The following is a 21,888-nucleotide window of genomic DNA, read 5'->3' as shown; positions in this document are numbered from 1 at the left end:
CCGAAAGCCGCCTCGGCCACCGCGACTCGGGATGAATTCGGTCAGGCTAGTCAGGCGCCTGCGAAGGGGCCATGCGTGATGCACGCCCCCTCACCACGCCCTATTCCAGCTCCTTCACGCGGTCGATCGCCTCTTCGATGCGCTCGACGGCGAGCACCTGCAAGCCGTCGACGGCCTGCTTCGGCGCATTGGCCTTCGGGATCAACGCCGCGGTAAAGCCGAGCTTCGCCGCTTCCTTGAGCCGCTCCTGGCCGCGCGGCGAAGGCCGGATTTCGCCGGCGAGCCCGACTTCGCCGAAGACGATGAGCCCCTTGCCGAGCGGCTTATTGCGCATCGACGAATGGATAGCGAGCAATACGGCAAGATCGGCGGCCGGCTCGGCGATCTTGACACCGCCGACCGCATTGAGAAACACGTCCTGATCGAAACAGGCGATGCCCGCATGGCGATGCAGCACCGCGAGCAGCATGGCGAGCCGGTTCTGCTCGAGCCCGACTGCGAGACGCCGCGGATTCGGCACATGGGCCGTATCGACGAGCGCCTGAATCTCGACGAGCAGCGGCCGGGACCCTTCCTGCGTGACGAGCACGCACGAGCCCGGCACATGCTGGCCATGCTGCGAGAGAAACAGCGCGGACGGATTGGCGACGCCGCGCAAGCCTCGCTCGGTCATGGCGAAGACGCCGAGCTCGTTGACGGCGCCGAAGCGGTTCTTGAACGCGCGCACGAGGCGGAACGACGAGTGCGTATCGCCTTCGAAATAGAGGACGGTATCGACGATATGCTCGAGCACGCGCGGCCCGGCGAGGTTGCCCTCCTTCGTCACGTGCCCGACCATGACGATCGTCGTGCCCGACTGCTTCGCGATGCGCGTCAATTGTGCCGCGCACTCGCGCACCTGCGCGACCGAGCCCGGCGCCGAAGTCAGCGCCTCGGAGTAAACGGTCTGAATCGAGTCGATCACGGCCACGTCGGGACGCTCGGCCTCGATCGCTGCCTGAATCTTCTCGAGCTGGATCTCGGCAAGCAACTTCAGTTCGGCGGCCTTGGAGCCCGGTTCGAGCAACGTGAGCCGCTGCGCGCGCAAGCCGATTTGCGCGGCCGATTCCTCGCCGCTGATATAAAGCGCGCGGCGGCTTTCGGCGACGGCGGCGAGCGATTGCAGCAAAAGCGTCGACTTGCCGATACCCGGATCGCCGCCGATCAGTACGACGCCGCCCGCGACGAATCCGCCGCCGAGCACGCGATCGAATTCGCCGATGCCCGTCGAAAAACGCGGTACGTCCGCGGCTTCGATTTCGGCGAGACGCTGCACGGGGGCACTTTTCGCGAGCGCCTGGAAGCGATGCCCGCCCGTCGCAGGCGCGACCGCCTCGATGAGCGTATTCCACGCCCCGCAGGCTGGGCACTGCCCTTGCCACTTAGGGGCCTGCCCTCCGCATTCGGAACAGGTAAAGGTCGTTTTCTGCTTTGCCACGCGCCGCCTTGATCGTTCTTGTCGGTTCTTTTTCCGGAGGAAGCCGGGCGGTTTATTCGGCGCGCACGGGCACACGCTGCGCCACGGCGCACATGAGCTCGTAGCCGATCGTGCCGCAAGCGCGAGCGACGTCGTCGATCGATAGCTGCGCGCCCCACAGCTCGACGCGCGAGCCGACGTTCGCCGTCGGGCATGGCGTGAGGTCGACCGTGATCATGTCCATCGATACGCGGCCCACGACGCGCGTGCGCACGCCATCGACGAAGACCGGCGTGCCTTCGGGCGCGCAGCGCGGATAACCATCCGCGTACCCGCAGGCGACCACGCCGACGCGCATCGGCCCCGCCGCGGCGAACGTCGACCCGTAGCCGACCGTTTGCCCGGCCGCAAGCGTCTGCACCGCGATCAGCTCGGAGGCGAGGGTCATCGCCGGCTGCAGGCCCAGCCCCTCGATCGCGCTGGAGACGCCCGACGGCGACCCGCCATAAAGGATGATGCCGGGCCGGACCCAGTCGAAATGCGACTGCGGGTGCCAGAGCGTCGCCGCCGAGTTCGCGAGACTGCGCGCGCCCGCGATCCCTTCGGCGCCGCGCTCGAAGGCCGCCATCTGCTCGCTGATGCCGCGCTCGCTGTCGGCATCCGCGAAATGGGTCATCAATACGATCTGGCCGACGCCGGGGCAAGCGCGCGCGCGCTCCCAGGCCGCGCGGAACTTCTCGGGCATATACCCGAGCCGATTCATGCCCGTGTTCATCTTCAACTGGATGTTGACGGGCTTCGAAAGCCGGGCCATTTCGAGCATGCGCAGCTGCTCGTCGCAATGCACCGTCGTCGTCAGGCTATAGCGATCGATGACGTCGATGTCGGTCGGTCGAAAAAACCCTTCCAGCAGAAGGATCGGCCCGGCCCAGCCGAGCTCGCGCAGCTTGACCGCCTCTTCGAGATCGAGCAGGCCGAAGCCGTCCGTCGCGCGCAGACCGGGAAATGCGCGGGCGAGCCCGTGGCCGTAGGCGTTGGCCTTGACGACGGCCCAGACTTTCGAGCGCGGCGCATGGCGGCGCGCGACGGCAAGATTGTTGGCTAAGGCGGCGGTATGAACGGTGGCGAGAAGCGGGCGCGGCATAGGTGTTTTCGTCTGAATAGGGAACGAAGAACGCTCGTGGCGCTCTTTTCGTGCATATAAACCGGCCAAAAAGCGTCGTCTTCCCGACGCGCCGGCAGTCCGAAGGCACCTATTTTCGTGATATAAAGCCGTGCGCACAACCCATTTCGAACGGCATAGGTCCCAACGCGTCTCTCGCGCGGCCGGGCGGACGACCGCAGCGAGGACACACACGCATCAGATGAAAAAAGGTTTTTATTCCATCATGGCCGCGCAGTTCTTCTCGTCGCTGGCCGATAGCGCCCTTCTGATCGCCGCCATTGCACTGCTCAAAGACCTTCACGCCCCGAACTGGATGACACCGCTGCTGAAGCTGTTCTTCGTCCTTTCGTACGTCGTGCTGGCCGCCTTCGTCGGCGCGTTCGCCGATTCGCGCCCAAAAGGGCGCGTCATGTTCGTGACGAACACGATCAAGATCGGCGGGTGCCTGTTCATGCTGTTCGGCGCGCATCCGCTCATCGCCTACGGCATCGTCGGCTTCGGCGCCGCCGCCTACTCGCCCGCCAAGTACGGCATTCTCACGGAGCTGCTGCCGCCCGAGAGGCTCGTGGCCGCCAACGGCTGGATCGAGGGAACGACCGTCGCCTCCATCATCCTCGGCACCGTGCTCGGCGGCGCGCTGATCAGCCCGCACATTGCGAGTCATATCCTCCGCCACCATATCCCCGTCATCGCCACGGCCGCCGAGGCGGCCATGGTCGTGATCGTCGGCATCTATATCGTCGCGGCCATCTTCAATCTGCGCATTCCCGATACGGGCGCCCGCTATCCGAAACAGCAGCACGGCCCGATCAGGCTCGTGACCGATTTCGCGGATTGTTTCCTGACGCTCTGGCGCGACAAGCTCGGGCAGATTTCGCTCGCCGTCACCACGCTCTTCTGGGGCGCCGGCGCGACGCTGCAATTCATCGTGCTCAAATGGGCCGAGGTCTCGCTCGGCATGTCGCTGTCCGAAGGCGCGATCCTGCAGGCCATCGTCGCGGTCGGCGTGGCGGTCGGGGCCATGATGGCCGCCGCCAAAGTGCCGCTCAAGAAATCGCTGAGCGTCTTGCCCGTCGGCATTCTCATGGGCATCGCCGTCATGGTGATGGCGTTTTATACGCGCAATCTCGTCCCGCCGAACTGGGGCCTCTACTTCGGGCATATGCGCGTGCCCGGCTATCTCATCATCGCCTACGTGTTTCTCATGTTCGTCGGCGCGCTCTCGGGCTTCTTCGTCGTGCCGATGAACGCGCTGCTGCAGCACAGGGGCCACGTGCTGCTCTCCGCGGGCCATTCGATCGCCGTGCAGAACTTCAACGAGAATCTTTCGGTCCTCGTCATGCTTTGCCTCTATGCGGTGCTCGTCTGGCTCGATGTGCCCGTTGCCATCGTCATCGTGCTGTTCGGCACGTTCGTCTGCCTGACGATGTGGATGGTCATGCGCCGCCACCAGGCCAATCAGCGCGCGTTCGACGCCGTCGCATTGATCGGCGAGGTCAAGCACTGACGGGCGCAGGCCGGTGTCCTGAGGCTTCGCACACGTCCCGCTCTCGCACGCCTAGAACCATGTCGCGCTCCATTCCGAACGTGTTGACGATCGCCGGCTCCGACTCGGGCGGCGGCGCCGGCATTCAGGCCGATCTGAAGACGTTGTCGGCGCTCGGCGCGTACGGTGCGAGCGTCGTCACAGCGTTGACGGCGCAAAATACGCAGGGGGTCACGGCTGTCCACACGCCCGACGCATCATTCGTCGCGGCGCAGCTCGACGCGGTCTTCGGCGATATCGGCATCGACGCGGTCAAGATCGGCATGCTCTCGAATGCTTCCATCGTGCGCGTCGTCGCGGCCGCGTTGCGACGCTATGAACCGCCTTGCGTCGTACTCGATACGGTGATGATCTCCAAAAGCCATCGCGCGCTGCTCGAACCGGAGGCAGTCGCGGTGCTGCGCGACGAACTGCTGCCGCTCGCGACAGTCGTCACGCCGAATCTGCCCGAAGCGGCCGCGCTGCTGGGCGTCGTCCCGGCCGCGGACGAGCCGGAGATGCTGCGTCAGGGCGAAGCGTTGCGCGCGCTCGGCGCCCATGCCGTACTGATGAAAGGCGGACACCTTGCGGCGCCCGACAGCCCCGACTGGCTCGTCGACGCGAACGGCCCGCACCGGTTCGGCGGCCCTCGCATCGCTGTCTCGAATACGCACGGCACCGGCTGTACGCTGTCTTCGGCCATCGCTGCCCTCGTGCCGCAGCGCGCTGACCTCAGGAGCGCCATCGCCGACGCCAAGGCCTACTTGCTCGATGCGTTGCGCGAAAGCGGCCGGCTGAGCGTCGGGAGCGGGATCGGGCCGCTCCATCATTTTCACCGCTGGTGGTAAGGCCGGCTCGCGAAGGCGCTGGCTCGCTCGGGCCAATCGTCGGGTACGACGAAGCCGCGCGCGCATTCGCGCCAATAAGGCGAGCCGTCATCGTCCTCCGCACGGACGAACGCCGCGACCATCGTCGGATCGTCGTGCTGGGCCAACCGCTCGGCGAGCGCCTGCGCCGTGGAAAGCCCGGCCGCCTGCGCCCCGTCGCCTTTGCTCGAGCGCCGCGGCGCAAGCCACGCCAGCCGTGGCAGAACCGCCCACGCGTCGGCGCGCTCGAGCGACAAGCGTGAGCTGTGCTCGAGACCTGAGTAGGACGCCAAAGCGTCGACTCGGGTCGCGTCGCACGCGGGCCGCGCCGCGAAGCGCGGCCACTGCGCCCGTGTGATCCAGAAGCCGCGTGCGTGCAGCGGATCGACAGCTTGGGGATGCAACGGAGACGGAGCAACACTGCCGACGGGGGCATCTTCTTGCCAACGGTAAAACAGCCAGCCTTTGACGAGCATCTGAGCTTCCCATGGGCCTGCGTGGCCGAGCGAAGCGAATTCGTCGCGCGCCGACAACGGCAACTGATGCTCGAGCAGACGGGCGAGCTTTACATCGAAGCGATCCTGCAGGTTCGGTCCGACATAATCGGCGAGAGACGCCGGCTCACCGCCCAGATGGAGGTAGCACTTGACCGCGAGCTCCCAATGCTGGCGCCGGCCGCTTGCCGTTTCGACGAGGAAATCACATTCCCCGACCGTGCGCCCCGCGAGGCGCAGCGCCACATTCGCGGCGATGAGCCGCGTCGCCGGACCGTGGGCGAGAAAGTACGCCAGCAGACATTCGGCATACCGGCCGAGCCGTGTCAGCCGCGATGTGGCGAGCGTTTGCCGCAACGGATCCGAATCGCGATCGAGCGCGAGAAGCCAGGCTTCGGTCGCAGCCACTTCATCCACCGTCTCGAAGGCATTCACCAGCATGCCGAGCGGGGGCTGTTCGCGCAGCAGAGGTGGACTGAAGAGGAGCCAGGCCAGATCGCGTACGGCGTCGTCGTCGAGTACAGCCAGCAACGCTTCGAGCACGGCTCGCCGTTCGGCCGGCTCGAGCGCGTTCATCGATCGGCCTCTTCGGCGAGCGCACGCCGGTAGGTATCGTGCGCAAGGCACAGGTCGACCCAGGCTTTCGCCTTGTCCGTCAGGCTGCGCAACAAGTAGGCCGGATGATAGGTAACGATGACGGGTACGTCCTCGTATCGATGAACGCGCCCGCGCAACGAGGAGATGCTTGCGTCGGTCTTCAGGAGGTTCTGCGCCGCCACGCGGCCGAGCGCGACGATCAGCTTCGGCTTCACGAGTTCGACCTGACGCTGCAAGTAGGGCTCGCAGCGCGCCACTTCGTCGGGTTCCGGATTCCGATTGCCGGGCGGACGGCATTTGACGACGTTCGCGATATAGACGTTGCGGCCGCGCGCAAGCTCGAGCGCATGCAGCATGCTGTCGAGCAGCTTGCCGGCCTGCCCGACGAACGGCTCGCCCTGCTTGTCCTCGTTTTCCCCCGGCCCCTCGCCGATCAGCATCCAGTCGGCTTCGCGATCGCCGACGCCGAAGACCGTCTTCGTGCGCCGCTCGCAGAGGCGGCAAAGCTGGCAGGACGCGACACGCGCCTCGAGCGCCTCCCAGTCGAGCGAGGCGACGTCGGGCTCCGACGCGTCCGCGTTACGGGTCCGCGCCGAAGCAGTCGGCGGAATGTCGGCGGAAGCTGCTCGCGGCGACACGTCGACCCCAGCCAGATCGACGTCGTCGAATGATGTCTCGTTCTCGTTCGAGTCCGCCTGCCCTCGGACCGTCGGCTCGACCGGCGGCACAGGCTTGGTCGCTTCGCGCGCCGCCGCGGCTGGCACGGCGACGGTCGTTGCCGGTGCCGTGGCGCCGCGATCCCCGCCCGACGAGATCTCGGCGACCGCTGCCGCTGCTGTCGTCGCTGTCCGCGCACCTCGCCGCACCCAGATCGGCGCGAGCCCCAAAGTTTCGAGCGCGGCTTCATCGAACGCCATGCGCGTCCTCCTTCGGAAACGTGAATCGCATCACGAGCGCGTCTTCGCGGCCGCGATGGCGGGCGGGATAGTAGTTCTTGCGGCGGCCGATCGTCACGAAGCCGAAGCGCTCGTAGAGCCGCACGGCGCGCAGGTTCGACGGCCGGACCTCGAGCAGGATGCCCGCAAGCCCCTTGCCGCGCGCGATGTGCACGGCTTCGCGCAGCAAAGCGAGCCCCGCCCCCGTGCGCTGAGCACGCGGCGCGACGCAGAGGTTCAGCAGATGCATTTCGTCGACGACGGGCATGAGCACGCAGTAGCCGATGAGCATGCCTGTGACGTGCCGCATGCAGACGCCGAAGTAGCCGTTGCGCAGCGAATCCTCGAAGTTGCCGCGCGTCCATGGAAACTCATAGGCTTCGCGCTCGACGACCGCGACTTCGTCGAGGTCCGCGTCGGTCATCGGCGTCATGTAGCGGTCGGTCAGCAACACTCCGCTCATGGAGCCGACTCCCCCACCTGAACGGCCCGTGCCGCGAGCCGCTCGGCCGTCGTTTGCGCGACTTTGTCGCGCACGTATTCGGGCGCCGCCTGATCGGCCGGCACCGTGCGGCCGCCGCGATAGGCGCGCAAGGCCGCGTACGCAAGCGGAACGGCGTGCGGAACCGCATCGTGGTCGACGATGCTCGCCGCCGCCGCGGCCGGCAGCCGCTCGCCGAACTGAGCCGCGGCGTTGCCCGCGAGCGCGAACGGCTCGGAAGGAACGACGACGGCCGCGGGCGCCGCGAGCGCGGGCCGCGACAGCGTCTTCCATTCGCCCTCGCCGGCATCCCACGCGTAGTCGGCCCAATAGACTTCGTCCATGCGCGCGTCGAGCACGGCGAGCACGCGCGTCGACGCCGCATCGCGCATCCTGGCGCTCTCGGCGCAGGCGAGCAGCGTGCTGACGGGAACCACGGGCACGCGGAGCGCGAACGCCAGCCCTTGCGCCACCCCAGTGGCCGTGCGCAGGCCTGTGAACGAGCCTGGGCCGGCGCCGAATGCGATCGCGGAGCACTCGGCCAGTGCGAGTCCCGCTTCGTCGAAGAGCTCGCGCACCGCGGGCAGCACGCGCGCGCTCGATACGGCGCCGGTCCTGTCGTGACGGCCCCAGATGCGTGAAGGTGTGACGGATTGCGCGCCAGGCTTATCGTCGGAACAAAGCAATGCAACCGAGCAATATTCGGTCGAAGTATCGATCGCAAGTAAAACGGTACGGGTCATGGCCGGTATTGTAATGCGACGCCAGTGACTGACCGCGTTTGGAGGCAGTGCTCCAGGCTTTCGCGCTCGCCGCTTGCTATGATCGGCCGCCTGATCTTCAGGCAAGGAGAACGTTCGATGACCACTCTCGACGCGCGTTTCGAGCAGGCGCTGACCGACGTGAAGGCGCTGGCCGAAAAACCGGGCAACATGACGCTGCTGCGGCTTTACGCGCTCTACAAGCAGGCAACGGAGGGCGACGCGCACGGCGACAAGCCCGGCTTCGCCGACATCGTCGGCAAGTACAAGTACGACGCCTGGGCTTCGCTCAAGGGGACGGACCGGGATCGCGCGAAAGAGCTCTACATCGAGCTCGTCGAATCGCTCAAAAGCGGCGCGGTGAGCTAATCAGGGTGTCCTCCATCGCGCGCCTGTTTCGCGCGAGATCGGTTTTTCGCGAATCGGCTCGCCGCGTGCGGGTCCGGCCGTTCGCGGGCCCTCTCGAAGCGAAGCGGTTTGGGTGGCGCAGCGCAGCAAAACCCGGTATAATCCGCTCCGCGTCTTGTCGTGGCGGAAGTCTTCCTCGGCTTCCGCTGCGATCGGGCGCTAAAGTAGCGTTCCGCTCCAATCCAGTTTAGAAACTGTCCCTTCCGCCTAGGCCCGCTACGGGTCGTCTTGAACGGCTGGCGGCGGCGTCTTCCCGGCGTCCCGCATTCGAAACAGCTTCTAACGAAATGCTCGCAGCAACATGCGGGCTGCCCCCGTTTTTCGATTTGCTCGCAGCGGTCGTGCAGGCCGAACCTGTGACTCAGGTCGGTCGGAATGAGCGCATTTGCGCGTAGTTCCGATCTCGAACGAAACGGTCGATTGGCGCCGGCGTTTTTTCCCTGTGTCACAAGGATTCTCATGACTTCGAGCTTCATCCCCACCTCGGCCTCCCCGCTCACCGCCATCGCCGATCGCGCACTCCATCTCGACGACGCAGCGACGCCCGCCGGCGACGAGCCCCAGGTGGCCGCACCCGCAGGCAGCGGCTTTGCCGCGCTGGGCCTTTCGCCCGCCATCGTCTCCGCACTGACGGCCGCGGGCTACGTCGAGCCGACGCCCGTTCAGCAACGTGCCATTCCGGCCGGCTTGGCAGGCCGAGACCTGCTCGTGTCGAGCCCGACCGGCTCCGGTAAAACGGCAGCCTTCATGCTGCCGGCCATCGAGCGCTTCGCCCAGCTGCAAAAGACGCCAGCCTCGCAGCCGGGGGAACAGAACGGCGAGCGCCGCTCACGGCGCGGGCCGCCCGTGGCGCGCCCGGGTCTGCTCGTCCTCACGCCGACGCGCGAACTCGCCATGCAGGTGACGACCGCGGCGTCGACCTACGGCAAGCATCTGCGCCGGTTGCGAACGGTCAGCATTCTCGGCGGCGTCGCCTACGGCCAGCAGTTGATGCTGCTCGCGAAGAATCCCGAAATTCTCGTGGCCACGCCGGGGCGCCTGCTCGATCACCTCGAGCGCGGCCGCATCGATCTGTCGCAATTGCAGATGCTCGTGCTCGACGAAGCCGACCGCATGCTCGACATGGGCTTCATCGACGACATCGAGACGATCGTCGCCGCCACGCCCGCGTCGCGCCAGACGATGCTGTTCTCGGCCACGCTCGACGGCAAGATCGGCTCGCTCACGAACCGGTTGCTGCGCGACCCGGAGCGCATCGAGATTCGCCGGCAAGCCGAGTCGAGCTCGAACATCGCACAGACGGTGCATTTCGTGGACGACCGCGACCATAAGGACCGCCTGCTCGATCACCTGCTGCGCGATGCCGCGCTCGACCAGGCGATCGTCTTCACGGCGACGAAAAACGATGCCGACCAGCTCGCCGGCCGCCTTGCCGATGCCGGCTTCGCCTCGGCGGCGCTCCACGGTGACTTGCCGCAAGGCGCGCGCAACCGGACGATCCGCGCGCTGCGCGAGCGCCGTTTGCGCGTGCTCGTGGCGACCGACGTCGCGGCCCGCGGTATCGACATTCCGGGCATCACGCACGTGTTCAACTACGATCTGCCGAAGTTCGCCGAGGACTATGTTCACCGTATCGGCCGCACCGGCCGGGCGGGCCGTTCGGGCACGGCGGTGAGCCTCGTTCATCATGCGGAGCAAGGCGCATTGAAGCGGATCGAGCGCTTCGTGCGCTCGCCGCTTCCGGTCAACGTCATCGAGGGATTCGAGCCGCGCAAGGCGCCGCCCGCGAAATCGCGCGCGGGCGCGGGCGGCCGAGGCCGCCCCGGCGGCGAGCGTCGGCGCTTCGGCTCGAACGCGGCAGGCACGGGCGCCGGCAACTCGCGCGGCGCTGGTGGATACGGAGAAAGCCGCGGCAAGGCGTCCGCCAATGGCGACCGGCGCGGCGGCAACGGCTGGAGCGGCCGGCCGACCGACGGCTCCCGGGATGGCTACGCCGCCCGGCGCGGCGACAGTGCGCGAGGCACGCGCCGCGGTAGCTAACGCGGCAACAGCCGGCGCGCCTCTTCACGGGCGCGCCGGCGGATCCCGGCGCCAACCAGGCCGCCGGCGATCGGACAGGCTCCTACCCGCCCCGAACGACGCGGCCGTAGCCTGTCTCCATATTTCACAATGCGAAAAATATTTTTGAGTCGTAAAAACGGTGCTGCGTGGCACAACGACTAGCGTTGCGTGATGAAAGATGTCGTTTCTTATCGTGAAATGAAAAACATAATGCCTTGATATTAAAGGAAAATAAAGGCTAAAAAAGATACAGACGATGGCTGTTGCCAGCTAACGAGATTACCTAGACTCTTATATAAGACTTCGCCGCCGGCGAACGACGACGAGCACAGGCTTTTTTTTACTCTAGGCAACAAGGAGCACATCATGTCCCGTCAAGAGCAGGCAACTCAACTTCAACGACAGTGGGAGACCGACGCTCGCTGGAAGGGCGTCAAGCGCGGCTACACGGCCGAAGACGTCGTGCGTCTGCGCGGTTCGCTGCAAGCCGAGCATACGATCGCCAAGCACGGCGCCGAGAAGCTCTGGAAGCTCATCAATACGGAGCCGTTCGTCAACGCGCTCGGCGCGCTGACCGGCAACCAGGCGATGCAGCAGGTCAAGGCAGGCCTCAAGGCGATCTATTTATCCGGCTGGCAAGTCGCGGGCGATGCGAACGTCGCCGGCGAGATGTATCCTGACCAGTCGCTCTATCCCGCCAATTCCGTCCCGCAGGTCGTCAAGCGCATCAACAACACGTTCACGCGAGCGGACCAGATCCAGTGGTCGGAAGGCAAGGACCCGGGCGACGAAGGCTTTATCGATTTCTTCGCGCCGATCGTCGCTGACGCGGAAGCGGGCTTCGGCGGCGTCCTCAATGCCTTCGAACTCATGAAGGCGATGATCGAAGCCGGCGCCGCGGGCGTGCACTTCGAAGATCAGCTCGCCTCCGTGAAGAAATGCGGCCATATGGGCGGCAAGGTGCTCGTGCCGACGCGCGAGAACATCGCCAAGCTCGTCGCGGCGCGCCTGGCGGCCGATGTCTGCGGCGTGCCGTCGGTGCTGATCGCCCGCACCGACGCCGAAGCGGCCGACCTCATCACGTCCGACGTCGATGAGAACGACAAGCCGTTCCTGACCGGCGAGCGCACCATCGAAGGATTCTTCCGCACGAAGCCCGGGCTCGCGCAAGCGGTCTCGCGCGGCCTCGCGTACGCGCCCTACGTCGATCTCGTCTGGTGCGAAACGGGCAAGCCCGATCTCGAATACGCGAAGAAATTCGCCGAAGCGATCCACAAGCAATTCCCCGACAAGCTGCTGGCCTACAACTGCTCGCCTTCGTTCAACTGGAAGAAGAATCTCGACGATGCCACGATCGCCAAGTTCCAGAAGGAACTCGGGGCGATGGGTTACAAGTTCCAGTTCATCACGCTGGCGGGCTTCCACTCGCTCAACTACTCGATGTTCGACCTCGCATACGGCTACGCGCGCACGCAGATGAGCGCATTCGTCGATCTGCAGCAGGCCGAATTCGCGGCGGCCGAGAAGGGCTTCACGGCCGTCAAGCATCAGCGCGAAGTCGGTACCGGCTACTTCGACGCCGTGACGCAGACAGTCGAGCGCGAAGCATCGACGACGGCGCTTCACGGTTCGACCGAAGACGAGCAATTCTTCGACACCAAGAAGGTCGCCGCCTAGGCACATCAGCGTGAGGAGCCATTCGGAAACGCGACGGGCCAGCCGGGCCCGCTCGCGTCTTCGCGCCGCCCCGGCGCGCCGGTGACGGACCGATCGGCGCTATTGCACGGCGCGCCTATCGGTAGACGAGGACGGGGATCTTCGTATGCGTGAGCACGCGCTGCGTTTCGCTGCCGATGAGCAGACTGCCCAGCCCACGGCGCCCGTGGGACGCCATGAAAATGACGTCGCAGCCGCCCTGCTCCGCGGCTTCGATGATGCCGAGGTAGGGCGACGGATGCACGCTCGTCTGGCACGTGCAGGCGACGCCCGCGCGCCGGGCTGCCTCCGTCACGTCGTCCAGGTGCGAGCGAGCTTCGCGTTCGCTGCGCGCGACGAAGTCTTCCGGCGGCTCGACGGCCACATCGGAAAACGGCGAATAAGGGTACTGGGGAAGACAAGCGTAGGCAGTGACACGCGCGCCGATCGATCGCGCAAGCTCGATCGCGCCGTCGATCGCCTTTTGCGAGAGATCCGAACCGTCGGTCGGGACCAGGATGTGCTTGAACATGATGCCCTCCTCGGCGGCTGCGTCGCGCATGGCGCGGCGTCGCCGCGATGCGCGCGTTGTGCGAAGGCGGCAGCGCCTGATCCGATTGTAGTGCGCGGGTCGCGCCGCTTTCGTCCGATGTAAGGGACAGTCCGCATATCGAAAACCCGCCCGACCCGACCGCCTCGCCGCGCGACCCGCTCGTTCGCCGCGCCCCGCCGCTCTCGATCATCCCATTCCAGGAGACATACCATCATGCCCAACACGCTGCCCTTGCCTTCGGGCGTTGAAATCACCGGCGCCATCGAGCCGGGCTTCGAGAAGATTCTCACGCACGATGCGCTCGCGCTCGTCGCGAAACTGCATCGCACGTTCGAGCCGCGCCGCCGCGAGCTTTTGCAGGCGCGCGCGGCCCGGACCGAACGGCTCGATGCAGGTGAGCGCCCGAGCTTCCTCGCCGAGACTAAAGCGATTCGAGAAAGCGATTGGACGATCGCGCCGCTTCCGCGCGATCTCGAATGCCGGCGCGTCGAGATCACGGGCCCCGTCGAGCGCAAGATGATCATCAACGCACTGAACTCCGGCGCCGACGCCTACATGACGGACTTCGAGGATTCGAACACGCCGAACTGGCACAACCAGATCACGGGGCAGTTGAATCTGATCGACGCGGTGCGCCGCACGATTTCGCTCGAGCAGAGCGGCAAGACATACAAGCTCAACGATAAGATCGCTACGTTGATCGTGCGTCCGCGCGGCTGGCACCTCGACGAGAAGCACGTGACGGTCGATGGCCAGCGCGTATCGGGCGGCATCTTCGATTTCGCGCTCTATCTCTTCCATAACGCGAAGGAACTCGTCGCGCGCGGCAGCGGCCCCTACTTTTATCTGCCGAAGCTCGAGAGCCATCTAGAAGCGCGCCTCTGGAACGACGTGTTCGTCGCGGCACAAGAAACGCTCGGCATCGCCCGCGGCACCATCCGCGCGACAGTGCTGATCGAAACGATCCTCGCGGCCTTCGAGATGGACGAAATTCTCTACGAGTTGCGCGAGCACAGTTCGGGGCTCAACGCGGGCCGCTGGGACTACATCTTCTCGGCAATCAAGAAATTCAGGAACGACAAAGACTTCTGCCTCGCGGACCGCGCGCAGATCACGATGACGGTGCCGTTCATGCGCGCCTATGCGTTGCATCTGCTGAAGGTCTGTCACAGGCGCAACGCGCCCGCGATCGGCGGCATGAGCGCGCTGATCCCGATCAAGAGCGACGCGGCGGCGAACGAAAAGGCGATGAGCGGCGTACGCGCCGACAAAGCGCGCGATGCCACGGACGGCTATGACGGCGGCTGGGTTGCGCATCCGGGGCTCGTTGCGGTTGCGATGGAAGAGTTCGTCAAGGTGCTCGGCGACAAGCCGAATCAGATCGCCAAGCAGCGCGACGACGTGCAAGTAACGGCGAAGGATCTGCTCGACTTCCGCCCTGAGACGCCGATCACGGAGGCCGGCCTGCGCAACAACATCAATGTCGGCATCCATTACCTGGGCTCCTGGCTCGCGGGTAACGGCTGCGTGCCGATTCACAACCTGATGGAAGATGCCGCGACGGCGGAGATCTCCCGCTCGCAAGTCTGGCAGTGGATTCGCTCGTCGAAGGGCAAGCTCGACGACGGCCGCAAGGTCACGGCCGAACTCGTGCGGGATCTGACGAAGGAGGAACTCGAGAAAGTGAAGAGCGAGGTGGGCAGCGACGCGGAGCCCTACGTCCGTGCCGCGCAGATCTTCGAAAAGATGTCGACGGCGGAGCAATTCACCGAGTTCCTGACGCTGCCGCTTTACGAAGAGCTATGAGCCATGCTTGAACGGCAGGCACGGCTGTCGCGGGCTGGATGCAGCCGTGTTTGCGCGTTGCGCCATCATTCGCTCGGGACCGGACTTCAACCGAGCCCCCGACGTCATCCGAGCGCCGGCTCGGCGTCGCGTGCCAGCCGGTACTCGACCCAGTCGCCGATTGCGATCCGCGGCAGACCCGCCACCGATTCCGCGTCGACGCGATAGTAAAGGCAGGTCACGTTGCGCCCGTCCGCGGCAACGGTGACTTCGCGAGACTTGAAAAGCCCGTCGACGCCAGGGTAGACCTCCTCGATTTCGTCGAGAACGGGGACGAGGGCATCGTCGATCTCATAGACGTCGCCGCGCACGGGTCCGGCGGCGGCGTCCAGCACGAGTCCCGGGTAAGCCCCAAAGTCATAGAGACGCCCGCGAATCGCGGCAGTGCCGACGAGACGCGGCGCCTCGATGCCATGGCGTGCCGCGGCGCGCTCAATATCGTTGATCTCGCCCGCGCGCAACGTGCCGTACACGAAAACGTATCGCATCCGCACTCGTTCTCCTGTTCGCTCGCCCCGTAGTGGCATGGTGGGTGGCTCTTTCCGCCGGACGCGCCGCTCGCCTGACAGGCAGACTCGAAGCGCGCTCTAAGCACGGAATAAGGCACGCGTGCCGCGGGAGCCCCGCTGGTCACGCGCATCGAAAGACGCATTATGCATGCCTCGAGCGGCACCGCGGAACCCGGGCCGCTCATACAATAGCGAAGCATGAGGACCGTGAGGATTCGCGTGCCGGCTCTTTGCCGCGCTCGCGAATCCCGCTCGAGTCGCCTGTGCCGATCCGTTTCGCCATGACCGAATCGACTCTCCCACTGCCTTCGGCGCGCGTACGCTTTGCCGACATCCCGCCGCAATTCGCGCCGACGCGCGACCATCCGGTCCGCGTGCGCTCGCGAGCCGTCCCGGCCGGCGAGCGCATCGCCTTGCACATGCACGCATGGGCGCAGGTGGCCTACGCGTCGCGTGGGGTGCTGCGCATCGGCGTCGAGAGCAGCACCTGGATCGTCCCGCCCTCGCGCGCAATCTGGGTGCCGCCGCACGTGCCGCATGAAGTCGTCATCGTCGAGGACGCCTATCTGCGCGCCCTGTATATCGACGAATCCGTGGTGCCGGCGGGACTCGAAAGTTGCCGGGTCATGGAAGTCTCGCCGCTCTTGCGCGAACTGATCGCGTCCATCGACGCGAGCGACTTGTCGCCCATGCGTGAGCGACTGCTCGGCGCGCTCGCTCTCGACGAGCTGACGCACTCGGTCCCGTTGCCGCTATCGGTGCCGATGCCGCGTGAAAAAAGGTTGCGCGCGCTCTGCGACGCGCTGCTCGCCGACCCGGGCAACGCGGACCCGCTCGAGTATTGGGCGGCAACGGTCGGCGCGAGCACGCGCACGATTGCGCGGCTCTTTCGGCAGGAACTCGGCATGAGCTACTCGCAATGGCGCCAGCAGGCCGTGCTGGCGCGGGCGATTCCGCTGCTCAGCCAGGGCAGGCCGCTGTCGCATATTGCGCAGGCGCTCGGCTACCAGAGTCAGAGCGCGTTTTCGGCCATGTTCCGCCGAGCGTTCGGCGAGAGCCCGCGGGCTTTCATGGTGCGCGGGCACGAGCGCCGGCACGAAAGCGAGGCGCTCGAAGAAGACGAGCTCGAGGATCTGCCGGACGCCCAGGCCGGCCGTTGATCGGCGCCGGGCGCTTCTTCGGGGCGGACACGGATCAGACGCGCCGCGTCATATGGCGGATTGCGCCGATCTGAGCGATACGCGGGCCCGTCACGCGATAGCCCATGCGCAGATAGAGACGCGCGGCGGGATTGTCGACGAAGACGCGCAGCTGCAACTCGCTCAATCCCCGCTCGCGAGCCCAGCGATGCGCCGTCTCGAGCATATAAGTGCCGGCACCCTGGCCGCGGTAGCCTGCCGCGATCTGGACATCGCGTATGTGCAATGAATTGCCCTCTTCGGTCAGGCGCATGACGCCCACCCGCTGGCCGTCGGCTTCGAGAATATAGTTTTCCGATTCGCGCCAGCTGACGAAGAAGAGATCGGCACGCCAGACCAGATGATGGCGTTCGTAGTAGCCGTTCATGTTATTGCGCGTCAGCGCCTCGGCGAACTCGAAGTCTTCGGGCGCGGCGTCGCGTAGCGCGAACGGCAGCGGTGCGTCGGTGGGAGCGAACATCTGCGCGGCAACGGGATGATTCAGGGACACGGTACGGCACTGGGACGCCGCTTGCAACCGAGATTTCCCCCGGCGATGGTGCGGCGCGACACATGGCTGCCGGCGCATGTCACGGCCGCGCTCGTTCGTTTCCGGCGCACGTGCGATAGCTGTAAGCCAAAAAAAAGCCCGTTGAATTCATCAACGGGCTTTTCGATTTGGCGGAGTGGACGGGACTCGAACCCGCGACCCCCGGCGTGACAGGCCGGTATTCTAACCGACTGAACTACCACTCCAGTCTTGCAGATCATGGCCCGCGAGCGTCGGTCGTGTCTCACGGGCTGCGGCGTCTCGTGCCACCGGGTTCGACCCGGCGCTCGAATACGCCACCGATATCTGGCGTCCCCTAGGGGATTCGAACCCCTGTACTCACCGTGAAAGGGTGATGTCCTAGGCCTCTAGACGAAGGGGACAAACGTACCGCTTACATCTTTATTAAAAAAGCCCGTTCAAGCTTACTGAACGGGCTTTGTCTGGCGGAGTGGACGGGACTCGAACCCGCGACCCCCGGCGTGACAGGCCGGTATTCTAACCGACTGAACTACCACTCCACTTTCTTGCATCATACTCGCGAGCGTCGGTCTCGTCTCTCGAGCTGCCGCACCTCATCGCTCCCGCGACTGAGATACCGCCGATGTCTGGCGTCCCCTAGGGGATTCGAACCCCTGTACTCACCGTGAAAGGGTGATGTCCTAGGCCTCTAGACGAAGGGGACAAAAATCTCTTCGTACTACCGCGTTTTACTACCGCGTTTCGCAATCAACTTCCGCCGAAAGCGAAGAACGCTATTCTAGCTTCCCGCTCGCCGTTTGTGAAGTATTTTCTTTCCTCACATCGGGCGCCGAAAGGCTTTCCTGCGCGCCGACCGATCGATTCCCGCAACGATCGACTGCCTTCCGCGAAGCGCTCCCGCTTCGAAAAGCGAGCCTGCGATTATACGCATCGTCCGCCGCAATGCGCAAGCGGACGACGTTAGGTTCGGGTTCGCCCAACAGAGCGCAGCGATCGGTCCGCCGGCCGGCCCGGCCCCTTCCTCAGATCGCCAGAGCCTGCAGCAGCGCGTCGACGCTCGCTTTCGCATCGCCGAACAGCATCCGCGTGTTTTCCTTGTAGAAGAGCGGATTGTCGACGCCCGCATAGCCGGACGCCATGCTGCGCTTCGAGACGACGACGGTGCGAGCCTTCCAGACTTCGAGCACCGGCATCCCGGCAATCGGGCTCGCCGGGTCTTCGAGTGCGCCGGGATTGACGATGTCGTTCGCACCGATCACCAGCACGACGTCGGCATCGGCGAAGTCGTCGTTGATCTCGTCCATCTCGAGCACGATGTCGTACGGTACCTTCGCTTCAGCGAGCAGAACGTTCATGTGCCCCGGCAAGCGACCCGCGACGGGATGAATGCCGAAGCGCACGCGCACGCCCATCGCGGCAAGCTTGCGTGTGATCTCGCTGATCGTCGATTGCGCCTGCGCGACGGCCATGCCGTAGCCGGGCACGATGATGACATCCGACGCATCGCGCAACATGGCGCCGACTTCGTCGACGGTCGCCGAGACGACCTCGCCCTCGACCTGCGCCGCGCCCGCTCCGCTCGACGCGCCGAAACCGCCGAGTATCACGGATAGAAAGCCTCGGTTCATCGCGCGGCACATGATGTAGCTCAGAATCGCGCCGCTCGAGCCGACGAGCGCGCCCGTCGTGATCAGCAGATCGTTGTCGAGCATGAACCCCGTGGCCGCCGCTGCCCAGCCCGAGTAGCTGTTGAGCATCGACACGACGACGGGCATATCGGCCCCGCCGATCGCCATCACGAGGTGGACGCCGAGCGCGGCGGCGAGCACGATCATCGTCAGGAGTGCGAACAATCCGGCCTCGACGGTCGGTGCCGTCAGAAAGCGATAACCGAGCACGGCGCACACGGCGACGACGAGAAGATTGAGCAGGTGCCGAGCCGGCAAGACGAGCGGCTTGCCGCCGAGCGTCCCTTGCAGCTTGAGGAACGCGACGATCGATCCCGCGAACGTCACCATGCCGATCAATGCGCCAAGGTAGATCTCGCATTCGTGGATCGTCTGCTGCACGCCCTCTTGCCCCGCCGCGGGCGCGAGATAGCTGTTGACAGCCGTCACGACGGCCGCGAGGCCCACGAAACTGTGCAGGATCGCCACGAGCTGCGGCATCTGCGTCATTTCCACGCGCTGCGCGAGAAGCGCGCCCAACGCCGCCCCCGTGGCGGCACAGACGACCACGATCGCAAGACTGACGCCGGGCGAGATGACAAGCGTCGCCGCGACGGCAATCAGCATGCCGATCATGCCGTACAAGTTACCGCGCCGCGCCGTGAGCGGATTGCCGAGGCCGCGCAGGCTCAAAATGAACAGCGTGCTCGCGCCCAGATACGCGACATTTCCGATTCCGTTCAACATCAGGACTCCTTATCAATTGCGCTGGAACATTCTCAGCATGCGCTGCGTGACGAGAAATCCGCCCGCGATGTTGATCGTCGCGACGAAAAGTGCGATGCCGCCAAGCGTCGTCACGAGCATGTTCGACGAGCCGAGTTGCAGCAGCGCCCCGATGACGATGATGCCGCTGATCGCGTTGGTCACGCTCATGAGCGGCGTATGCAACGCCGGCGTCACGTTCCAGATGACCTGGTACCCGACGAAGACCGCGAGCACGAAAACCGTCAGATGGGCAACGAACGACGCCGGCGCGACGGCTCCCAATGCGAGCAATGCCACGGCGGCAATGACGATGAACGCGAGCGTGCCCATACCGGGTTTCCGTCGAGCGCCCTCGCCGTTTTCCTTCTGAGCGGCTGCGCCCGGCGCGCGCGCCGCATGGTTCGCCGATTCGCCGGCGCGCTCGACGCTCGACTTCTTTTCCGTCGCCGGCTGCTTCGGCGCGGGCGGCGGCCAGACGATCGAACCTTCGTGAACGACGGTCGCGCCCCGCATGACTTCGTCGTTCATATCGATTCGCAGCGCGCCATCCTTGTTCGGCGTGAGATCGGTCAGCAAATGCCGGATGTTCGTCGCATAGAGCTGGCTCGACTGCGTCGCCATCCGGCTCGGCAGGTCCGTGTAGCCGACGATCGTCACGCCGTGTGCGTTCACGACCTCGCCGGGCTTCGTGAGCTCGCAGTTGCCGCCCTGCTCGGCCGCCATATCGACGATCACGCTGCCCGGCCGCATCGACTCGACCATCTCGGCCGTGATGAGCGTCGGCGCGGCCTTGCCCGGAATCAGCGCCGTGGTGACGATGATGTCGATCTCCTTTGCCTGGGCCGCGAAGAGCGCCATCTCGGCCTCGATGAAGCGCGCGCTCATTTCCTTCGCGTAGCCGCCGCTGCCGCTGCCCTCCTCTTCGACATCGACTTTCAGGAACTCGGCGCCCATGCTTTGCACTTGCTGCTCGACTTCGGGACGCGTATCGAATGCGCGCACGATCGCGCCGAGGCCGCGCGCCGCGCCGATGGCGGCAAGCCCCGCCACGCCGGCGCCGATGACCATTACCTTCGCCGGCGGCATCTTGCCCGCCGCGGTGATCTGCCCCGTGAACAGCCGCCCGAAGTGGTGAGCGGCTTCGATCACGGCGCGATAGCCGGCCATGTTCGCCATCGAGCTCAACGCGTCGAGCTTTTGCGCACGCGAAATGCGCGGCACGCAGTCCATCGCGAGAACGTTCGTCCGACGCTCCGCGAGGCACGTCAGCAGCCCCGGGTTTTGCGCGGGCCAGACGAAGCCGATCAGCGTGGCACCTTCCCGGATCAGAGCGGACTCGTCGACATCGAGCCGCGGGTGGAACGCGGGCGGACGCACTTTGACGACGACATCCGCCCCGGTCCACAGCGCGCGGGTATCGCTGACGATCTCGGCGCCGGCGGTGCGATAGGCGTCGTCGTCGAACGACGCGGCGGCTCCGGCGCCCGCCTCGACCGTCACCGCGTATCCAAGCTTGATCAATTGCGCGACGGTATCGGGCGTCGCCGCGACGCGGCGCTCGCCCGGATGCACTTCGCGTGGCACGGCGATCGTCGTCATTGCTCCCCCCTCGCCGCGAGCGTGTTCGAAAGCGAGCCGATCCCATCGATCGACACCGTCACCGTCGCCCCGTCCTTGATCGACCCGACGCCGATCGACGTGCCGCACGCGATCACGTCGCCCGGAATCAGCGTCATGTCCTGCGAGAGCAGGCTCACCTGCTGCGCCGGCGAGAAGATCATGTCATCGAGCGGATAGTTCTGCCGCTCGGTATCGTCGAGTCGCGTTGCCACGCGCGCGGCGCGCCAATCGAAGTCGCAGCGGATTGCAGGACCGATGCAGCTGAACGTATCGAAGCCCTTCGCCCGACACCATTGCGCGAAGTTCGGATCTTCGTCCAGCAACTCGACGGCCGTGACATCGTTGATGCAGGTATAGCCGAAGATGTACCGATCGGCCTCTTCCACTGCAGCGTTGCTGCAGCGCTGTCCGATCACGATGCCGAGCTCGCCCTCATAGGCAATCTTGCCGCGGTACGCGCGGGGGCGCCGGATGGGCGCGCCAGGCCCGATGACGGACATCGGCGGCTTGATCAGAAAGAGCGGATGAACGGGCGCGGCCTTGCCGAGCTTCTCGGCGAGCGCATGAAAGTTGTTCCAGAGCGCGACGACCTTGGTCGGCACGCACGGACTCAACAGCGTCACGTCGTCGAGATACCGCCGGCCTCCCGTTCGCTCGGGCTCGCCGAACATGTCGCCGCGATATTCAACAACGCAGTCGTCTTCGAGCAAGCCGAAGCCGACGCTTCCGTCCTTCGACAGAAAGCGGACCCATGATGTCATGGGAGTTCTCC

Annotated in this window: 19 protein-coding genes and 4 tRNA genes; 7 read left to right on the top strand and 16 right to left on the bottom strand. The window is 65.5% G+C overall.

Translation table 11 applies throughout. The features are described from left to right. Window positions 1-100 precede the first annotated feature (100 nt). Window positions 101-1,477: a DNA repair protein RadA gene (radA, locus tag C9I57_RS16235; protein ID WP_107151664.1), complete on the bottom strand. Its 1,377-nt coding sequence runs from the start codon at window positions 1,475-1,477 to the stop codon at window positions 101-103. 52 nt (window positions 1,478-1,529) lie between these two features. Further along, the gene (gene alr, locus C9I57_RS16230; protein WP_107151663.1) at window positions 1,530-2,600 is read right to left on the bottom strand and encodes an alanine racemase; all 1,071 of its coding nucleotides are present in this window, start codon (window positions 2,598-2,600) and stop codon (window positions 1,530-1,532) included. A gap of 220 nt (window positions 2,601-2,820) precedes the next feature. Between alr and lplT the strand changes: the two genes are divergently transcribed. Both lplT and thiD read left to right on the top strand, forming a co-directional pair. Beyond that, window positions 2,821-4,128, top strand: coding sequence for a lysophospholipid transporter LplT (gene lplT / locus C9I57_RS16225; RefSeq protein WP_107151662.1), 1,308 nt, complete (start codon window positions 2,821-2,823; stop codon window positions 4,126-4,128). A gap of 59 nt (window positions 4,129-4,187) precedes the next feature. Then, complete coding sequence (gene thiD / locus C9I57_RS16220) at window positions 4,188-4,994, top strand: bifunctional hydroxymethylpyrimidine kinase/phosphomethylpyrimidine kinase (protein ID WP_107151661.1); 807 nt, start codon at window positions 4,188-4,190, stop codon at window positions 4,992-4,994. On the opposite strand, the gene C9I57_RS16215 is transcribed toward thiD, so the two are convergent. From C9I57_RS16215 to tsaB, 4 genes are read right to left on the bottom strand one after another with little or no spacing between them, the layout of a single operon-like run. After that, complete coding sequence (locus C9I57_RS16215; RefSeq protein ID WP_107151660.1) at window positions 4,979-6,082, bottom strand: DUF1853 family protein; 1,104 nt, start codon at window positions 6,080-6,082, stop codon at window positions 4,979-4,981. The two genes, thiD and C9I57_RS16215, sit on opposite strands and share 16 nt — an antisense overlap. Next, on the bottom strand, window positions 6,079-7,020 hold the full coding sequence (locus C9I57_RS16210; protein WP_107151659.1) for a uracil-DNA glycosylase: 942 nt from the start codon (window positions 7,018-7,020) through the stop codon (window positions 6,079-6,081). The genes C9I57_RS16215 and C9I57_RS16210 overlap by 4 nt, the downstream gene beginning before the upstream one ends. Beyond that, window positions 7,007-7,501, bottom strand: coding sequence for a ribosomal protein S18-alanine N-acetyltransferase (rimI, locus tag C9I57_RS16205; RefSeq protein WP_107151658.1), 495 nt, complete (start codon window positions 7,499-7,501; stop codon window positions 7,007-7,009). The genes C9I57_RS16210 and rimI overlap by 14 nt, the downstream gene beginning before the upstream one ends. Then, on the bottom strand, window positions 7,498-8,262 hold the full coding sequence (gene tsaB, locus C9I57_RS16200; RefSeq protein ID WP_107151657.1) for a tRNA (adenosine(37)-N6)-threonylcarbamoyltransferase complex dimerization subunit type 1 TsaB: 765 nt from the start codon (window positions 8,260-8,262) through the stop codon (window positions 7,498-7,500). Before tsaB ends, rimI begins: the two co-directional genes overlap by 4 nt. Before the next feature lie 117 nt (window positions 8,263-8,379). Here tsaB and C9I57_RS16195 point away from each other — a divergent pair, with 117 nt between their 5' ends. The 3 genes from C9I57_RS16195 to aceA all read left to right on the top strand — a co-directional run bounded on the left by C9I57_RS16195 (window position 8,380) and on the right by aceA (window position 12,426). After that, a complete protein-coding gene (locus C9I57_RS16195; protein ID WP_107151744.1) occupies window positions 8,380-8,649 on the top strand; it encodes an acyl-CoA-binding protein in 270 nt (89 codons plus the stop codon). A 498-nt stretch (window positions 8,650-9,147) separates the two neighbouring features. Next, window positions 9,148-10,728, top strand: coding sequence for a DEAD/DEAH box helicase (locus tag C9I57_RS16190; RefSeq protein ID WP_107151656.1), 1,581 nt, complete (start codon window positions 9,148-9,150; stop codon window positions 10,726-10,728). Window positions 10,729-11,115: 387 nt separating this feature from the next. Beyond that, window positions 11,116-12,426: an isocitrate lyase gene (gene aceA / locus C9I57_RS16185; RefSeq protein WP_107151655.1), complete on the top strand. Its 1,311-nt coding sequence runs from the start codon at window positions 11,116-11,118 to the stop codon at window positions 12,424-12,426. 115 nt (window positions 12,427-12,541) lie between these two features. Here the strand turns inward: aceA and C9I57_RS16180 are convergent, their stop codons facing one another. Next, the gene (locus C9I57_RS16180) at window positions 12,542-12,976 is read right to left on the bottom strand and encodes a universal stress protein (protein ID WP_107151743.1); all 435 of its coding nucleotides are present in this window, start codon (window positions 12,974-12,976) and stop codon (window positions 12,542-12,544) included. Between the two features lie 234 nt (window positions 12,977-13,210). Between C9I57_RS16180 and aceB the strand changes: the two genes are divergently transcribed. Next, window positions 13,211-14,803, top strand: coding sequence for a malate synthase A (gene aceB, locus C9I57_RS16175; protein ID WP_107151654.1), 1,593 nt, complete (start codon window positions 13,211-13,213; stop codon window positions 14,801-14,803). 104 nt (window positions 14,804-14,907) lie between these two features. On the opposite strand, the gene C9I57_RS16170 is transcribed toward aceB, so the two are convergent. Further along, window positions 14,908-15,330 carry a gamma-glutamylcyclotransferase family protein gene (locus C9I57_RS16170; RefSeq protein WP_107151653.1) on the bottom strand — a complete coding sequence of 141 codons (423 nt, stop codon included), beginning with the start codon at window positions 15,328-15,330 and terminating at the stop codon, window positions 14,908-14,910. Between the two features lie 302 nt (window positions 15,331-15,632). On the opposite strand from C9I57_RS16170, the gene C9I57_RS16165 reads away from it, so the two are divergent. After that, window positions 15,633-16,511 carry an AraC family transcriptional regulator gene (locus C9I57_RS16165; protein WP_107151742.1) on the top strand — a complete coding sequence of 293 codons (879 nt, stop codon included), beginning with the start codon at window positions 15,633-15,635 and terminating at the stop codon, window positions 16,509-16,511. Between the two features lie 34 nt (window positions 16,512-16,545). Here the strand turns inward: C9I57_RS16165 and C9I57_RS16160 are convergent, their stop codons facing one another. The 8 genes from C9I57_RS16160 to C9I57_RS16125 all read right to left on the bottom strand — a co-directional run bounded on the left by C9I57_RS16160 (window position 16,546) and on the right by C9I57_RS16125 (window position 21,877). Continuing rightward, window positions 16,546-17,010: a GNAT family N-acetyltransferase gene (locus C9I57_RS16160; protein ID WP_107151652.1), complete on the bottom strand. Its 465-nt coding sequence runs from the start codon at window positions 17,008-17,010 to the stop codon at window positions 16,546-16,548. 198 nt (window positions 17,011-17,208) lie between these two features. Next, window positions 17,209-17,285 (bottom strand) — tRNA-Asp (locus C9I57_RS16155). A gap of 101 nt (window positions 17,286-17,386) precedes the next feature. Beyond that, window positions 17,387-17,462: transfer RNA gene (locus C9I57_RS16150), tRNA-Glu, on the bottom strand. A 61-nt stretch (window positions 17,463-17,523) separates the two neighbouring features. Then, window positions 17,524-17,600 (bottom strand) — tRNA-Asp (locus C9I57_RS16145). A gap of 88 nt (window positions 17,601-17,688) precedes the next feature. Continuing rightward, a tRNA-Glu gene (locus tag C9I57_RS16140) sits at window positions 17,689-17,764 on the bottom strand. A 319-nt stretch (window positions 17,765-18,083) separates the two neighbouring features. Next, a complete protein-coding gene (locus C9I57_RS16135) occupies window positions 18,084-19,475 on the bottom strand; it encodes an NAD(P)(+) transhydrogenase (Re/Si-specific) subunit beta (RefSeq protein WP_107151651.1) in 1,392 nt (463 codons plus the stop codon). Window positions 19,476-19,487: 12 nt separating this feature from the next. Further along, window positions 19,488-21,095: a Re/Si-specific NAD(P)(+) transhydrogenase subunit alpha gene (locus C9I57_RS16130; RefSeq protein WP_107151650.1), complete on the bottom strand. Its 1,608-nt coding sequence runs from the start codon at window positions 21,093-21,095 to the stop codon at window positions 19,488-19,490. Further along, window positions 21,092-21,877: a fumarylacetoacetate hydrolase family protein gene (locus C9I57_RS16125; RefSeq protein WP_107151649.1), complete on the bottom strand. Its 786-nt coding sequence runs from the start codon at window positions 21,875-21,877 to the stop codon at window positions 21,092-21,094. The genes C9I57_RS16130 and C9I57_RS16125 overlap by 4 nt, the downstream gene beginning before the upstream one ends. Window positions 21,878-21,888: the final 11 nt, after the last annotated feature.

Source organism: Trinickia symbiotica, from assembly GCF_003028655.1.
GTDB classification, from domain to species: domain Bacteria; phylum Pseudomonadota; class Gammaproteobacteria; order Burkholderiales; family Burkholderiaceae; genus Trinickia; species Trinickia symbiotica_A.
This window is presented reverse-complemented; position numbering and strand designations above follow the sequence as displayed.